The 16,140-nt window shown below is 70.8% G+C and carries 13 protein-coding genes; 10 read left to right on the top strand and 3 right to left on the bottom strand.

Annotated features, from left to right (window positions below; translation table 11 throughout):
• Nucleotides 1-142: 142 nt before the first annotated feature.
• Nucleotides 143-1,768: a glycoside hydrolase family 17 protein gene (locus tag EZH22_RS18685; protein ID WP_203192000.1), complete on the top strand. Its 1,626-nt coding sequence runs from the start codon at nucleotides 143-145 to the stop codon at nucleotides 1,766-1,768.
• On the opposite strand, the gene EZH22_RS18690 is transcribed toward EZH22_RS18685, so the two are convergent.
• Nucleotides 1,728-2,126, bottom strand: a complete 399-nt coding sequence (locus EZH22_RS18690) for a hypothetical protein (RefSeq protein ID WP_203192001.1) — start codon at nucleotides 2,124-2,126, stop codon at nucleotides 1,728-1,730. The two genes, EZH22_RS18685 and EZH22_RS18690, sit on opposite strands and share 41 nt — an antisense overlap.
• Nucleotides 2,127-2,367: 241 nt before the next feature.
• Here EZH22_RS18690 and glmU point away from each other — a divergent pair, with 241 nt between their 5' ends.
• The 3 genes from glmU to EZH22_RS18705 all read left to right on the top strand — a co-directional run bounded on the left by glmU (nucleotide 2,368) and on the right by EZH22_RS18705 (nucleotide 7,047).
• Nucleotides 2,368-3,714, top strand: coding sequence for a bifunctional UDP-N-acetylglucosamine diphosphorylase/glucosamine-1-phosphate N-acetyltransferase GlmU (gene glmU / locus EZH22_RS18695; protein ID WP_203192002.1), 1,347 nt, complete (start codon nucleotides 2,368-2,370; stop codon nucleotides 3,712-3,714).
• Between the two features lie 233 nt (nucleotides 3,715-3,947).
• Nucleotides 3,948-5,771, top strand: coding sequence for a glutamine--fructose-6-phosphate transaminase (isomerizing) (glmS, locus tag EZH22_RS18700; RefSeq protein ID WP_203192003.1), 1,824 nt, complete (start codon nucleotides 3,948-3,950; stop codon nucleotides 5,769-5,771).
• Nucleotides 5,772-5,886: 115 nt separating this feature from the next.
• On the top strand, nucleotides 5,887-7,047 hold the full coding sequence (locus EZH22_RS18705; protein ID WP_210352026.1) for a GGDEF domain-containing protein: 1,161 nt from the start codon (nucleotides 5,887-5,889) through the stop codon (nucleotides 7,045-7,047).
• Between the two features lie 31 nt (nucleotides 7,048-7,078).
• Here EZH22_RS18705 and EZH22_RS18710 read toward each other — a convergent pair whose 3' ends face one another.
• Together EZH22_RS18710 and recG are read right to left on the bottom strand one after the other, a co-directional pair.
• Nucleotides 7,079-7,546 carry a YbaN family protein gene (locus tag EZH22_RS18710; protein ID WP_231711036.1) on the bottom strand — a complete coding sequence of 156 codons (468 nt, stop codon included), beginning with the start codon at nucleotides 7,544-7,546 and terminating at the stop codon, nucleotides 7,079-7,081.
• A gap of 17 nt (nucleotides 7,547-7,563) precedes the next feature.
• Entirely contained in the window at nucleotides 7,564-9,657 is a 2,094-nt protein-coding gene (gene recG, locus EZH22_RS18715) for an ATP-dependent DNA helicase RecG (RefSeq protein WP_203192006.1), read from the bottom strand.
• A gap of 122 nt (nucleotides 9,658-9,779) precedes the next feature.
• Here recG and EZH22_RS18720 point away from each other — a divergent pair, with 122 nt between their 5' ends.
• From EZH22_RS18720 to scpB, 6 genes are all read left to right on the top strand, one after another.
• Nucleotides 9,780-10,439 (top strand): protein-L-isoaspartate(D-aspartate) O-methyltransferase, encoded by a 660-nt coding sequence (locus EZH22_RS18720; protein WP_203192007.1) that lies wholly within the window; start codon nucleotides 9,780-9,782, stop codon nucleotides 10,437-10,439.
• 128 nt (nucleotides 10,440-10,567) lie between these two features.
• Complete coding sequence (locus EZH22_RS18725) at nucleotides 10,568-11,812, top strand: alpha/beta hydrolase (protein ID WP_231711037.1); 1,245 nt, start codon at nucleotides 10,568-10,570, stop codon at nucleotides 11,810-11,812.
• Nucleotides 11,813-12,017: 205 nt separating this feature from the next.
• Entirely contained in the window at nucleotides 12,018-13,280 is a 1,263-nt protein-coding gene (locus tag EZH22_RS18730; protein WP_203192009.1) for a M23 family metallopeptidase, read from the top strand.
• A gap of 237 nt (nucleotides 13,281-13,517) precedes the next feature.
• Nucleotides 13,518-14,531 (top strand): beta-N-acetylhexosaminidase, encoded by a 1,014-nt coding sequence (nagZ, locus tag EZH22_RS18735; RefSeq protein ID WP_203192010.1) that lies wholly within the window; start codon nucleotides 13,518-13,520, stop codon nucleotides 14,529-14,531.
• Between the two features lie 2 nt (nucleotides 14,532-14,533).
• Complete coding sequence (locus EZH22_RS18740; RefSeq protein ID WP_203192011.1) at nucleotides 14,534-15,379, top strand: segregation and condensation protein A; 846 nt, start codon at nucleotides 14,534-14,536, stop codon at nucleotides 15,377-15,379.
• On the top strand, nucleotides 15,376-16,128 hold the full coding sequence (gene scpB, locus EZH22_RS18745) for an SMC-Scp complex subunit ScpB (protein WP_203192012.1): 753 nt from the start codon (nucleotides 15,376-15,378) through the stop codon (nucleotides 16,126-16,128). The genes EZH22_RS18740 and scpB overlap by 4 nt, the downstream gene beginning before the upstream one ends.
• Nucleotides 16,129-16,140 lie beyond the last annotated feature (12 nt).

A 16,140-nucleotide genomic window follows, 5' to 3' on the forward strand; every position in this document is an offset into this window, starting at 1 on the left:
GGAGATGGCGGCGAATTTGTCAGCATGACGGCGTGCGGGGAAGAGGATGGCCGCCCGCCGCGGCCCCGCGTGCAGGCTTCACACGGCCCCCCGGAGGCTCTATTTGGCGGCGGGGCCCTCTTCAACGCTATTCGGAGTTTCGATGCCTTCCTCCGTGCGGCTGCCGCTGGTGCTCGCGCTCGTGGTCGCCGGCCTGATCGCCGGCCTGTGGACCTGGGTCGGCCGGCCGGTCGCCATGCCGCCGTCGCCGCTGGCGGCGGGCGAGAAGCTGCCTTGCGTCTCCTATGCCCCGTTCCGCGACGGCCAGTCGCCGTTCCAGAAGGAACTGGTCATTCCCGAGGCGCAGATCGACGAGGACTTCGCGAAGCTCGCGCAGATCACCTCCTGCGTGCGCACCTATGCCACCGAGAAGGGGCTCGACAAGGCGCCGATGCTCGCCCGCAAGCACGGCCTGACCATGCTGCTCGGCATCTGGCTCGGGCCGGACGTGGACCGCAACCGCCTCGAGCTCGACACCGGCATCCGCCTTGCACAGGAAAATCCCGACGTGGTTAAGGCCGTCGTGGTGGGCAACGAGGTGCTGCTGCGCGGCGAGATGTCGGCGGCGGAGCTCGCCAACGTCATCGCCAGCGTGAAGCGGCAGGTTGCGCCGGTTCCCGTCACCTATGCCGACGTGTGGGAGTTCTGGGAGCGCAACAAGGGCCTCACCGAGAACGTCGACTTCGTCACCATCCACATCCTGCCCTATTGGGAAGACCTACCGGTCGCCGCCGAGGAAGCCGGCCCGCACGTGGACGAGATCCGCCAGCGCATGGCCGAGGCCTTTCCGGGCAAGGAGATCCTCATCGGCGAGACCGGCTGGCCGAGCGCCGGGCGCATGCGGGAGGAGGCGCTGCCCTCGCCCTCCAACCAGGCGCGGGTGATGCACGATGTGGTGGAGCTGGCCAAGCGGCAGGGCTACCGGGTCAATGTCATCGAAGCCTTCGACCAGCCCTGGAAGCGGCGCAGCGAAGGCACGGTGGGCGGACATTGGGGCCTCATCGATTCCGGCACCCGCGCGCCGAAGTTCGCGTGGGGCGAGCCGGTGAGCGACTTTCCCGGCTGGCGCATGCACATCGCGGTCGGCCTCGCCAGCGTCGTCCTCGTCTTCGGCAGCGCGTTCGCCGCCGGCCGGCGGCGGGAAGATCCGATGCCGGCCGGCGACTGGTTCGCGGTGGCCGCCATCGCCCTGTGCGGCGGGGCGACGCTGGGCGCGGCGGTCTCGGCCCTGCCGCTGGAAAGCCTCGGCTTCGTGGGATGGCTGCGCAACGGCGGGATCTTCGCCGTCGCGGTGGCGGGGCTCGCGGTGATGCCGGCGGTGATCGGGCGGGGGCAGGGGCTCGCCCCGTTCTCCGTCGCGCTCGATGCCCGGCGCTGGCCGGTTTCCCCGGCTCCCGCCATCGGTGCCGCGCTGATGCTGGTGCTGGCCTGCGTGGCCGTGGGCTCGGTGGCGTTCGAGCTGGTGTTCGACCCGCGCTACAAGGATTTCCCGGTCTTTCCGCTCACCGCCATCGTCGCCGCCGTGGCGGCGCCCATGCTGGTGCGGCGCGCTGACCGGGACGGGGCGGGGCTCGCCGAGCCCGTCGCCATGTGGGGTCTTTTGGTCGCCGGCCTCTACGTGCCACTCAACGAGACGTTGGACAACTGGCAGGCGGCCTGGTTCGGCGTGCTGTGCCTGGTCCTGTCCTTCACGCTGTGGCGGGTCCAGGCCGTGCAAAGGAAAGGATGAGCATCATCGCGGCGAGGGCGCCGGCGATCTCGTTGTGGAACACCAGCGCGAACGCCGAGAACACCAGGCCCACCGCGAAGGTGGCAAGGCCGGGCGCGAGCAGCTGGATGAGGGCCACCGCCAGCGCCACCGCCCCGAACACGTTCCACAGGGACAGCGCCAGCACGGCCGCCCGGCCGTAGCACGCCACGCTCTCCAGCCCCGCCTCGCAGGCGAGGGCGACGAGGGTCGGCTCCACCACCATGTAGCGCATGTAGATCGCCCACCCCACGGCGCCCATGCCGAGGGGGATCAGCCAGTTGAGGGTGCGCGGGCCCGGGTGGAAGAGGGGGCGCTCGGAATAGGGGACGTTCGGCATGCGATGTCTCTTCGGCAGGCGTGTCGAGGCCGGATCTCAGCCTGCTCTTATGGAATGAAGGTGGGGCGGTCCAGTAGCAAGGCGCAAGGTGGGCGGGCGCGGGGCGCGGGCGAAACACGGCGCCCCGGCGATGGGACGCGTGCGGGAACGGGCCGGGAACTTCAACGGCCGCGCCTGCCCCCGGCTTCCGCTGGAGGCGCCGGCAGGCTAAGGGGACAGCGCTTCGCCGAGGAGTGTCGAGATGAGTGATCGAAGCCTGCTCGTGGTGGTTCTCGCCGCAGGAGAGGGCACGCGCATGGCCTCGCGCCTGCCCAAGGTGCTCCATAAGGTGGCCGGCCGCACCATGCTGCACCACGTGCTGGACGCTGCCCGCGCGGCGGGGGCGACGCGCACCGCCGTGGTGGTCGGTCCCGGCCGCGAGGACGTGGCGGCCGAGGCGATGCGGATCGTGCCCGACGCCGAGGTCTTCGTGCAGACCGAGCGGCTCGGCACCGCCCATGCGGTGCTGGCGGCGCGGCCGGCGCTGGCGGCGGGTGCTGATGACGTGCTGGTGGTCTATGCCGACACGCCGCTGATTCGCCCGGAGACCCTTGGCCTGTTGCGCGCCCCGCTCGCGGCCGGCGCCGCCGTGGCCGCCCTCGGCTTCGTGCCCGATGACCCGACCGGCTACGGCCGGCTCGTGACCCATGGGGACGCGCTCGTCGCCATCCGCGAGGAAAAGGATGCAAGCGCCGCGGAAAAAGAAATCCGCCTGTGCAATGCCGGCCTCATGGCGCTTTCCGGTGCGCAGGCCCTGCCGCTGCTGGAGCGCATCGGCAACGCCAACGCCAAGGGGGAATATTACCTGACCGACGCGGTGGAGATCGCCCGCGCCGCGGGCTTGACCGCTGTCGCCGCCGAGGCGGAGGCGGACGAGGTGGCCGGCGTCAACAGCCGCGTCCAGCTCGCCGAGGCGGAAGCCATCCTGCAACGGCGCCTGCGGCTCGCCGCCATGGCGGGGGGGGCGACGCTGGTCGCGCCCGAGACCGTATTCTTCAGCGCCGACACGGTGCTCGGCCGCGACGTGATCGTGGAGCCGCACGTGGTGTTCGGCCCCGGCGTCAGCGTCGGCGACGACGTGGTGATCCACTCCTTCTGCCATCTGGAGGGGGCGCGGCTGGCGGCGGGGGTGTCCATCGGCCCCTATGCCCGGCTGCGGCCCGGCACGCAGCTCGATGCGGGGGTGCGCATCGGCAATTTCGTGGAGACCAAGGCCGCGCACATTGAAAGCGGGGCCAAGGTGAACCACCTTTCCTACGTGGGCGACGCCCATGTGGGGGCGAACGCCAATCTCGGCGCCGGCACCATCACCTGCAATTATGACGGCTTCGCCAAATACCGCACCGAGATCGGCGCCGGGGCTTTCATCGGCGTCAACTCCGCCTTGGTCGCGCCGGTCACCATCGGGGAAGGGGCCTATGTGGGCACCGGCGCCGTCATCACCGCCGACGTGCCGGCGGACGCCCTCGCGGTCGCCCGCAGCCGCCAGGTGGTGAAGGAGGGCTGGGCGAAGGCGTTCCGCGAGAAGCGGGCGAAGCCGAAAGCGTGAGCCGGGCCTGGCGCTGACAGGAAGCGAAAGGCGATGTGATTGCGCTTTCCGTGCCCCGCCACGCTAGATAACCCATTCTCTTTCCCGAACTTGGAGACGGATTCGCCGGTCAGGTTCACGCAACCCGGCCGCCGCCGCCTCGAGGAACGGTCCATTCAGTTTTGCAGTGCACCTTGAGCGGAACGGGCGGGGGCCGCCTCAGGCAGCAGAAGAACCAGCGGGAGCTTGAGCCCATGTGCGGTATCGTCGGCATTCTCGGGAAGAGCGCCGTCGCGGACAAGGTGGTGGAATCGCTCCGCCGCCTGGAATATCGCGGCTATGATTCCGCCGGCATCGCCACGCTGGAGAAGGGGCATCTTGAAATCTGCCGGGCGGAAGGCAAGCTGCGCCACCTGGAGGCGAAGCTCGACAAGCATCCGCTGAACGGCCATTCCGGCATCGGCCATACCCGCTGGGCCACCCATGGCAAGCCCTCCGAGCGCAACGCCCATCCGCACGCCACCAAGCGCGTGGCCGTGGTGCATAACGGCATCATCGAGAATTTCCGCGAGCTGAAGCAGGGGCTGCAGGAGCAGGGCGTCGCCTTCAAGAGCGACACCGACACCGAGATCGTCGCCCAGCTGGTGGATCGCGAGCTGCTCGCTGGCCGCGAGCCCATCGCGGCGGTGGGCGCCGTGTTGCCACGCCTGAAGGGCGCCTTCGCCCTCGGCTTCCTGTTCGACGGCCAGACCGACCTCCTGATCGCCGCCCGCCGCGGCTCGCCGCTCGCCATCGGCTACGGCAACGGCGAGATGTTCCTCGGCTCGGACGCCATCGCCCTCGGCCCGTTCACCGACCGCATCTCCTACCTGGAGGAGGGGGACTGGGCCATCCTCACCCGCGAGGGCGCGGAGATCCGCGACGAGACCGGGCGCATCGTGGAACGGCCCATCCAGAAGGTGCCGGCCGGCGCCCTGCTCGTGGACAAGGGCAACCACCGCCACTTCATGGCGAAGGAGATCTACGAGCAGCCCGAGGTCATCTCCCACACCTTCGGCCACTATCTGGACCTGTCCGCCGAGACCGTGTCGCTGCCGGAGCTGCCGTTCGACCCGAAGGAGATCGCGCATATCTCCATCACCGCCTGCGGCACGGCGCTCTATGCGGGCGCGGTGGCCGAATACTGGTTCGAGCGGTTCGGCCGGGTGCCGGTCTCCACCGACATCGCCTCCGAGTTCCGCTACCGCGAGACGCCGCTGGCCCCCGGCGGGGTGACCATTGTCATCTCCCAGTCGGGCGAGACGGCGGACACCCTCGCCTCCCTGCGCTACGCCAAGGAGTGCGGTCAGAAGGTGGTGGCGGTGGTGAACGTGCCCACCTCCACCATCGCCCGCGAGGCGGACGTGGTGCTGCCCATCCTCGCCGGGCCGGAGATCGGGGTCGCCTCGACCAAGGCCTTCACCTGCCAGCTGGCGACCCTCGCCTGCCTGTCGGTCGCCTTCGGCCGGGCCAAGGGCGTGCTGTCGGAGGAGGACGAGCATCGCCTCGTGCGCGCCTTCATGGAGGTGCCGCGGCTGATGACCGAGGCGCTGAAGCTCTCGCCGGAGATCGAGGTGCTCGCCCGCACCCTCGCGAAGGCCCGCGACGTGCTCTATCTCGGCCGCGGCACCAATTACCCGCTGGCGCTCGAGGGGGCGCTGAAGCTGAAGGAGATTTCCTACATCCACGCCGAGGGCTACGCCGGCGGCGAGCTGAAGCACGGGCCCATCGCCCTCATCGACGAGAAGATGCCGGTGGTGGTCATCGCCCCGCACGACCGCATCTTCGACAAGACCGTCTCCAACATGGAGGAGGTGGCGGCGCGCGGCGGCCGGATCATCCTCATCACCGATCCCAAGGGGGCCGAGGCGGCGACGGTGAACGCGGTGCAGAAACTCATCCTGCCGGAAATGCCGGCGACCGTGTGCCCGATGGTCTATTCCATCCCGGTGCAGCTCATCGCCTACCATACGGCGGTGATCATGGGCACGGACGTGGACCAGCCGCGCAACCTCGCCAAATCCGTCACGGTGGAATAAGGCCGGCGCGGCCGGCGACAAGAGGCTTGCGTCGGCGAAGAAGTTGATCCCTTGTGGACCCGGCTCACGGAAGAGCGGACGCTGGCCGATGCACGCAGCGACCTTGCCGATTCTCATGAACGTCGCCGTCGCGGCGCTGTTCGCGGTGAGCTATCTGTCGATTTCCATCGTCTATCCGCAACACAAGGCGTTCCTGTGGTTTGCGGCGAGCTTCGGCGCCGCCATGCTGACGCCCATCGCCCAGCTGGCGCAGGCCTATACCGGCTGGACCCTCCTCTTCGGCCCGGTCATCTACCTCGCCTTCGCCACCTGCCTGCTTTTGATGGTGCCGGCGCTCGCCTCATTCTATCGCCGGCCGATCCCGTGGCGGACCGTGGCGGTGCTCGCCGGCGCGACCCTCTTTTCCGGCCTGCTCGTGCAGCTGGTCGAGCGCGGCACGCCGGTCTACGTGGTCCTCTACCTGCTGCCCTTCATGCTCTCCACGGCGATCTGCGTGCTGGTGGTGCTGCGCGACAGTCCCCGGCAGCCCCGCGACCTGCTGATCGCCGGCATGTTCGGGCTCCTGTTCCTGCACCTGCCGCTGAAGGCGGTGCTGGCGCTCAGAGAGCATACGGGGCCGCATCAACCCAACTACATGGACAGCGCCTTCGCGGTGGTCTCGCAGATCGGTACCGGAACGCTGATGGTCGCGACCGGGCTGCTCCTGCTCATCAACGCGATTCTGGCGGTCATCGGCGAGACCCGGGCGGAGGCGGAGACGGACCTGCTGTCGGGCGTGCTCAACCGGCGGGGCTTCGAGGCGCGTGCCGCGCGCGTCCTGTCGCAGGACCGGCGCGCGGGCTGGATGGCGGCGCTGCTGCTCATCGACATCGATCATTTCAAGCGCGTCAATGACACCTACGGCCATGCCGCCGGCGACCGCGCGATCCGCTGGTTCGCGCAGCTTCTGGAGCACACCATGCCCCAGTCGGCGGTGATCGGCCGTCTCGGCGGGGAGGAGTTCGCCGTCCTGCTCGACCGCACCACGCGCGAGACCGCGTGGCTGCAGGCCGAGGCGATCCGACAGGCGACCGTCTCCCATGGCGAGGGAGAGGTGGCGTCGATGACCGTCAGCATCGGGGTGGCGGACGTGCGGGCCGGCGAGGTGCTGCACGCGGCGCAGGAGCGCGCCGACGCCGCCCTCTATGCGGCCAAGCGGGCGGGTCGCAACCAGGTGTGCCTGGCGCCGGAAGAGGCGGGCAACGTGGTGCCGCTGCGCCGCGCCGGCGACTATTGAACCACCCCCGCGCGCACCTGGAGCGCTGGCCTTATCGGTTCGGCCGCGTGGCGATGAAGATGGCGAGCAGGATGAACGCCAGCCCCAGTATCGCCAGCAGCCAGTCCGGCGCGCCGAAATACCACGAGCCGGTGAAGGTGCCGACGAAGCTCGACAGGGCGAACAGCTTCACCACCGGCGGGATGGCGCCGGTCTGCTGCCAGCGGACGACGCTCGGGCCGAGATAGCGGTGGTTCAGCAGCCAGGCCTCGAAGCGCGGAGAGGAGCGGGCGAAGCACCAGGCGGCGAGGATGAGGAACACCGTGCCCGGCAGCATGGGTACCACCATGCCGATGGCGCCGACGACGAGGAAGACGATGCCGGCGGCGAACAGGAGCCGGCGATAGATGGCCGCCCGCACCCACCGGGCCGAAACCAGCCGGTCGCGTTCCGATCCGCGCGGCGCGAGGCCGCCATTGGCGGCGCCCGGTGAATCCGAGGTGTCCGGATCTGGAATCATCGGCGGACCATGGCGCCTCACCCGGCGGAGAGCAAGCGCACCGCGGCATCGCGCTCGTGCAGGTGGAGCAGGGTCCGCGCGGGGCTCGCGGCCGGACCCACGAGGTCGGGATCGGCGCGCACCAGGACGGCGGCGGCGTCGCGCGCGGCCTCCACCTCGCCGCCGTGCCATTCGGTGCGGGCGATGCGAAAGCCCGGCATGCCGCTCTGCCGCGTGCCCAGAACGTCGCCTTCCCCGCGCAGGCGCAGGTCCTCCTCGGCGAGGCGGAAGCCGTCCTGGCTCTCGCGCAGAATGGCGAGGCGGGCCTTGGCGGTCTCGCCAAGAGGCGCACGGTAGAGCAGAAGGCAGACGGAGGGCTTGTCGCCGCGACCTACCCGTCCGCGCAGCTGATGGAGCTGGGCGAGGCCGAAGCGCTCGGCGTGCTCGATCACCATCAAGGTGGCCTCGGGCACGTTCACCCCCACCTCGACCACGGTGGTGGCCACCAGCAGGCGCGTGTCGCCGGCCGAGAATCGCGCCATGGCCTCGTCCTTGGCGGCGCCGGACATGCGCCCGTGGATAAGGCCGACCTTGTCGCCGAAGACGGATTTCAGTGTCTCGAAGCGCTCGGTGGCGGCGGCGAGGTCCGAGGTGTCGGTCTCCTCCACCAGCGGGCAGATCCAGTAGGCGCGGGCGCCGGATGACAGGGCCCGTCCCACCGCCGCCACCACCTCGTCGAGCCGGTCGAGGGGAACGGCGCGGGTGTCGATGGCCTGCCGGCCCGGAGGCTTCTCGCGCAGCTCGCTCGCATCCATGTCGCCGAACAAAGTGAGGACGAGGGTGCGCGGGATGGGGGTCGCGGTCATCACCAGCATGTCCACCGCCTCCCCCTTGCGGGCGAGGGCGAGGCGCTGCTCCACGCCGAACCGGTGCTGCTCGTCCACCACCGCGAGGGCGAGGTCGCGGAAGGCCACGTCGTCCTGGATCAGGGCGTGGGTGCCGACCACGAGGTCGGTGCGGCCCTCCCGCAGCCCGGCGAGGATGGCCTCGCGGGCGCGCCCCTTCTCGCGGCCGGTGAGGATCGAGACGCCGAGGCCGGCCGCCTGCGCCAGCGGCGCGAGGGTCTCGTGGTGCTGGCGGGCCAGGATCTCGGTGGGGGCCATGAGGGCGGTCTGGCGTCCGGCCTCGGCGACCGCGGCGGCGGCCATGAGCGCCACCACCGTCTTGCCCGAGCCCACGTCGCCCTGGAGCAGGCGCAGCATGCGGGTGTCGGCGGAAAGGTCCGCGAGGATGGCCGCGACCGCCTGTTCCTGCGCCCCGGTGAGGCGGAAGGGAAGGGCATCGCGCAGGCGCGCGGTGATCCCCCCGTCGCCGGTGGTGGGCCGCCCGCCCGCCTTCTCCTCCTGCGCCCGCACGAGGGCGAGGGTGATCTGGTGGGCGAACAGCTCGTCGAAGGCGAGCCGCCGCCACGGGGCCCCGGCCGGGGTCGCCTCGTGCGGGCTGGCCGGGCGGTGGACGCGGGCGAGGGCCGCGCGGAAGGAGGGCCAGCCCCGGCCGGCGAGGACGGCGTCGGGGATCCATTCCGGCAGGTCCGGCACCCGCTGCAGGGCGGCTTCCAGCGACCGGCGCAGATGGCCGGCGGCGAGGCCCTCCACCAGCGGGTAGACCTGCTCCACCGCCGGCAGGCGGGCGAGGCCCGCGGCGTCGAGGATGCGGTCGGGATGGGTCATCTGCCGCATGCCGTCATAGAGCGAGATGCGCCCGCACAGCCAGCGCGTCGCCCCCACCGGCAGCATCTGCTCGATGCGGGCCGGTTCGATCTTGAAGTGGACCACCACCATGTCGGCACTGCCGTCCGACACATAGGTGCGGTGGGGGGCGCGGCTGCCGGGGGGAGGGGGCTGGTGGCCGTCCACTTTCACCTCCAGCGTCACGTCGGTCTCCGGCACCGCCTCGGCGATGGCCGGGCGGGCGCGCCGGTCCACGAATCCGGACGGCATGTGGAAGAGGAGGTCGACGACGCGGGGCATCTCCCGCCCGAACAGGCGCGCATAGGGCTTGATCAGCTTCGGGCCGATGCCCGGAAGGCTGGTGAGCGGGGCGAACAGGGGGAGAAGGGCGTCGGGACGCATGACGCCGGGAGGGTGTCCGATCAGAGGGGAGGGCGCAAGCGCCGCATCTTCTACTTCAACTGGAGGTTAGGGATGATCTGCTATAAGTTTCAACATGTAATCCGAAAATGTGAGTGTTCTGCATGAGCACCGGCGAGGGCGATGGCGAGCAGGCGGAACGCATGGCCTTCATTCTGGGCCTGCGCCAGAGGGGGATTCGCGACGTGGCGGTCTTGCGCGCCATGGAGCTGGTTCCACGTCCGCTCTTTGTGGATCCGATCCTTCGCCGGCACGCCTATGACGATGTGGCGCTGCCCATCGCCTGCGGGCAGACCATGTCCCAGCCGAGCCTCGTGGCGACCATGACCGAGGCTCTCTCGGTCACCGCCGAGCATTCGGTGCTCGAAGTGGGAACGGGATCTGGATACCATGCGGCGGTCCTCTCCCACCTGGCCGCGCGGGTGGTGACCGTGGACCGGTACCGGTCCCTGGTTACCGAGGCGCAAACACGGTTCGAGGTGCTGGGGCTGCGCAACGTTACCGCCTTCGTGGGGGACGGGATCCAGGGCATGCCCGGCCGGGCCCCGTTCGACCGCATCCTGGTAACGGCGGCGGCGGCGGACATTCCCATGGCGCTGGTGGACCAGCTCAAGTTCGGCGGCATCATCGTGATGCCGCTCGGGCCACCCGAGGAGGTGCAGACCCTGGTGCGCTACGAGAAGGCGCAGTCCGGGCGTACCCGCACGGACCTCATGAAGGTGCGTTTCGTGCCGCTGGTGCCGGGCGCGGCGGCCACACTCTAGAAGAATCTCCGTCCGGGCCCTGTGCTTCCGCAGGGTCCGGGTTGCCGGGGGGTGGGGTGTGGGCTATCGCAAGCTCTGGTTTTTCAGTCGGGGGAAGTCCATTGCGGTCGGACGTGTCGCGCCGGGGGGTGCGGGTTGTTGCAGGTGCGCTCCTGCTCGGTCTCCTCTCCGGCTGCTCCGGGCGTCCCGCCGGCGTCCTCATCCCGATAGTGGACGACACGCCCGGCACCTCCCGCGTGGACATGGTGGTGGCCACGGTGCGCGAGCGTACCGATGGGCCGGATGTCTTCTCCGGTGAGCGGTCGAGCATTTCGAGCTTCGCGGAGATCGAGGTCTCCATCCCGCCGGACAGCGCCCGCAAGGTCGGCGACGTGCAATGGCCGAGGTCCGTTCCCGGCAATCCGGCCACCGATTTCGTCACCACGCGGCTCGATGCCCTGACCCAGGATCAGGCCATCAAGTGGTTCCACGAGCGCATCCGCCGCACGCCGAACCGGCAGGCGCTGGTGTTCGTCCACGGCTTCAATCAGCGCTTCGACGACGCGGTGTTCCGCTTCGCCCAGATCGTCCACGATTCCAACGCCCCGGTGACGCCGGTCCTGTTCACCTGGCCGTCCCGCGGCAGCCTGCTCGCCTATGGCTACGACCGGGAGAGCACCTCCGTCTCGCGCGATGCGCTGGAGCGGCTCCTCACCTTCATGGCCAAGGACCCCAACGTGGGTGAGATCTCCATCCTCGCCCATTCCATGGGGAACGTGGTGACGCTGGAGGCACTGCGGCAGATGGCGATCCGCAACGGTCGCATCCTGCCGAAGATCAAGTATGTGATGCTCGCCGCGCCGGACGTCGACGTGGACGTCTTCGCCTCCTTCTTCAACGAGATCGGATCGGAGCGTCCCGCCTTCACCCTGTTCGTCTCCCAGGACGACAAGGCGCTGGCCGTCTCCAAGCGCGTGTGGGGTGACATTCCGCGCGTGGGGCAGGTGGATCCGGAGAAGGAGCCCTACCGCTCCGAGTTCGAGCGCAACAAGATCAACGTCATCGACCTGACCAAGCTGAAGACCGACGACGCCCTCGCCCACGGCAAGTTCGCCGCCAGCCCGCAGGTGGTGCAAGCCATCGGCTCCCGCCTCGCCGAGGGCCAGACCATGACCGATTCCCGCGTCGGCGTGGGCGAGCACATCATCAAGATGACCTCGGATGCCGCCGCCACCGTGGGCACCGCCGCCGGCCTCGTCATCGCCGCCCCGGTGGCCGTGGTGGACGAGAACACCCGCACCCATTACCGCGAGCACGTCAGCGGCCTGGGCGAAACCATGGCCGACACGGCCACGAGCGGCCGCAACGTGGTGACCGCGCCGGCCGCGCGTTAGAGCGCCCGCCGATCAGCTCGCGTCGCAAGCGGGAAGGCGAGCCCGGCCCTGCGCCAGCTTCGGCGGGGCCGATGGGGTGTTGCCTTCGGGCAACGGGTCCGGCCAAACTTCGGCGATGGCGGGCCGGATCGATGTCACTTAAGCCGCCGTTTACGCATGGGCCCCTTAACTGCCAGCGACTTTTGTTGCGTGCGAGTTCGGTCACATGCGTATCCCCAGCGAGACTCACGGGCGTATTGTCTTCGCGCGACTGGCGCTGATCGGGCTTGTGTCCGGAACGGTCGCCGGGTGCAGCTCGGACACCAGTCGGTTCGCCGCCGATTCCCCCCAGCCCGGCTATGGCTATCAGGGCCAGCCCCACGGCCAGGCGCCGGCGGCGCCGGAAGTCACCGGCTCCCTCGGCGCCGCGCCGACGGGCCGCGTGGATTCCGTGCCGCTGCCGCCGCCCGGTCAGGCGGCCGCCGGGGCTCCGCCCGCCTCCTATGCGGCGGCGGGCTCCTCCCAGCCGCTCTATGGCGCGCCGGGCTATGGCGCCGGCAACTACGGCGCGCCCGCGGCTTCCGCTCCCCCGCCGGTGACGGCCTCGGCGCGTCCGGCGGCGGCGGGCACCCATGTGGTGGTGGCGGGCGAGACGCTCGGCTCCATCGCCCGCATGTATAATGTGTCGCCCGCGTCCCTCGGCTCGGTGAACGGCATCGAGGCGGGCCGGACGGTCCGCACCGGCCAGACCCTGATCATCCCGCCCGGCGGCAACGGCGCCGCCCAGCCGCGCGGCAGCGCCACGGCCGCCGCTCCCGCCGCAGGCGCCAAGCCGCCCCAGGTGGCCGCCGCCTCGGGCACCCTCGGCACGCTTCCGGCCTCCGCCACTTCCACTCCGGCGAAGCCTGCGACCGGCCCGGTTCCGGCTGCCGCCGCGGCCAAGCCGCAGACGACGGCTCCGGTGGTGGCGCAGGCCGCCCCGCCGGTGGCCGCGACCCCCGCCAAGGGCGCTTCCGCTTCGGCCAAGGCGCCGGAGACCAAGGTTGAGACGGCCGCCAAGGTGTCGCCGGTGGCAGACGCGGACGACAGCCCGCGCACGCCCGGCTCCGGCCCCCAGTTCCGCGCCCCGGTGCGCGGCCGCGTCATTGCCTCGTTCGGGCCGAAGCCCGGCGGCGCCCGCAACGACGGCGTGAACTTCGCCGTTCCCGAAGGGACCGCCGTTCGCGCCGCGGAGGATGGCGTGGTGGCCTATTCCGGCAACGAGCTGAAGGATTACGGCAACCTGGTGCTGATCAAGCACTCCGACGGTTATGTCACCGCCTATGCCCACAACAGCGAGCTCTCGGTGAAGCGTGGCGATACCGTGCGGCGCGGCCAGGTCATCGCCAAGGCGGGCCAGAGCGGCGGCGTCACCGCGCCCCAGCTCCACTTCGAGATCCGCAAGGGGTCGCAGCCGGTGGATCCGGGCCGCTACGTGGCCGGGCTCTGAGCCGGCCTGCTTTCCTTTCGAACGACGGCCGGGCTTGCCCGGCCGTTTTCGCATGACTGCTTTCGTATGGCGGCTTTCGCTTGGACCTGACGCTTGGACCTGACGCTTGGACCTGGCGCTTGGAGCTGGGGCAAGGCGCACCAGCCCCCGCGCTGCGCCCCGCCGAAGGTCGGGCCGATGGTATAAGGCATCGCCCCCGCCCTTGACGGCGTCCCACCCCGCTTATAGGGCCAGACCATGACATCCAGAGCCTTCATCGCCGGCTGCTCCGGCGTGCGCCTGACCGAGGACGAGCGCGCCTTCTTCCGCGCGGCGGAGCCGTGGGGCTTCATCCTCTTCGCCCGCAACGTGGAAGACCCGGACCAGGTGCGCGCCCTCGTGGAAGGCCTGCGCGATGCGGTGGGCTGGGCGGCGCCGGTGCTCATCGATCAGGAGGGCGGGCGGGTGCAGCGCCTGCGTCCGCCGCACTGGACCGACGATCCGCCGGCGGAGGCCTTCGGCGCCCTCTATCTCGCCGACCAGATGGCAGCGCTGGAGGCGGTGCGGCTCAACTCCCGCGCCATCGCTGCCGACCTTTCCGCCCTGGGCATCGACGTGGACTGCCTGCCGGTGGCGGATCTGCGCCATCCGGACGGCCACGGCATCATCGGCAACCGCGCCTATGGGACGGAGCCGGAGCCGGTCGCGGCGCTCGCCCGCGCGGCGGCGGTGGGGCTCCTGGAAGGCGGTGTGCTGCCGGTGCTGAAGCACATTCCGGGGCACGGCCGCGCCCCGGTGGACAGTCACGAGAAGCTTCCCGTGGTCGCCGCCCCCCGCGCCGTGCTGGAGGAGCAGGACTTCGCCGCCTTCCGGGCGCTGGCCGACCTGCCCCTCGGCATGACCGCCCATGTGGTCTACGCCGACATCGACGCCGCGCACCCCGCCACCACCTCGCCGAAGGTGGTGGCGGAGGTCATTCGCGGCTCCATCGGCTTCTCCGGCCTGCTGATGAGCGACGACTTGTCCATGGGGGCCCTCGCCGGCGACATGCGCACGCGCGGGCGCGACGCCATCGGCGCCGGCTGCGACATGCTGCTCCACTGCAACGGCCGCTTGGGGGAGATGGAGGATGTAGCCGCGGTGTCACCCCTCCTCGGCGGCGTGGCCTACGAGCGGGCCGGGCGCGCCCTCGCCTTGCGGGAGGCCTGTGACGAGGTGGATGCGGCAGACCTGCGGGCCGCCGTGGCGGCCCATCTCAAGACGGTGGCCTGACCATGGCGGGCGAGGCCGCACCGGATGCCTTCGAGATCGGCGCGGACAGCGCGCCGGCGGGCTCCGGCGAGGCCTTCGTGGTGGACGTGGACGGCTTCGAGGGGCCGCTCGACCTGCTGCTGGCGCTGGCGCGCACTCAAAAGGTGGACCTGACCCGCATCTCCATCCTGGCGCTGGCGGACCAGTATCTCGCCTTCATCGAGGAGGCGCGGCGCGGCCGGCTGGAGCTGGCGGCGGACTATCTGGTGATGGCGGCCTGGCTCGCCTACCTCAAGTCGCGCCTGCTGCTGCCGGCCCCGCCGCAGGAGGAGGGGCCGAGCGCCGAGGAGCTCGCCGCCGCCTTCACCCGCCGCCTGCGCCACCTGGAGCGCATCCGCAAGGCGGCGGAGGAGCTGATGGGCCGTCCGCAGCTCGGCCGCGAAACCTTCGCCCGCGTGGTGCCCGATCCCGAGGCGGTCCCGCGCTACACCGTCTACACGGCCACCCTCTACGACCTGCTCACTGCTTATGCACGGCAGCGGCAGACGCAGGTCTTGTCCCATGTCACCCTCAAGACCCGCGCGGTGTGGTCCCTCGCCGAGGCGCGGGCGCGGCTGGAGCGGCTGCTGGGTGCCGAGGCGGTGGGCGCATGGATGCGCCTCGACCAGTTCCTGCTGGATTACATGACGGAGCCGGGACAGCGGGCCACCGTGCTCGCATCGAGCTTCTCGGCCAGCCTCGAAATGGTGCGTGAGGGCACGCTGGACATCCGGCAGGATGCGCCCTTCGCCCCTCTGTGGCTCCGGCCGCGGCCCGCCGAGCCCCCGTTGCCGGGCATCGGGCCGGGGGAGCCGGGAGAGGAGACATGACCCGTCCCGCACCGCGCATCGACCTGTTCGACGTGCGTCCGGAGGACGAGCGGGCCTATGCCTTCGCGCGCGACCTGCGCGCCATCGAGGCGCTGCTCTTCACCTCCGCCGCGCCGGTGGATGCGCGCGCCCTCAAGCCCCACCTTTCCGCCGGCGCCGACCTGGACGCGCTCATGGAGGCGCTGACCGCCGACTATGCGCGGCGCGGCGTCAACATCGTGAAGGCGGCCGGCGGCTGGATGCTGCGCACGGCGCCGGACCTGGCCCGCGTGGTGGCGGGGCCGGCGCCGGAGGCGCGCAAGCTGTCGCGCGCGGCCGTGGAGGTGCTGGCCATCGTCGCCTACCACCAGCCGGTGACACGGGCGGAGATCGAGGAGATCCGTGGCGTCTCCACCTCCAAGGGGACGCTGGACGTGCTCCTGGAGACCGGATGGGTGCGCCTGCGCGGGCGGCGCAAGGCGCCGGGCCGGCCGGTGACCTACGGCACCACGCCCGCCTTCCTGGTTCAGTTCGGGCTCGATGCGGTGCAGGATCTGCCCGGCCTCGATGAGATGAAGGGCGCCGGCCTCATCGACGGCCGCCTGCCCGCCGGCTTCGCCATACCGCTGCCTTCCGACGACCCCAGCCTGCGGGAGGACGAGGAGGCGCTGGAGCCGCTCGACCTTACCCTGTCGCCCCCGCCGTCGGACGACGAGGAGGGCGGGGACGACGCGGAGGAGCCGGCGCCCTCCGCGCGCGGGGACGCATAGGGGAGAGAGTCT

Origin of the sequence: Xanthobacter dioxanivorans (assembly GCF_016807805.1) — a bacterium.
GTDB classification, from domain to species: domain Bacteria; phylum Pseudomonadota; class Alphaproteobacteria; order Rhizobiales; family Xanthobacteraceae; genus Xanthobacter; species Xanthobacter dioxanivorans.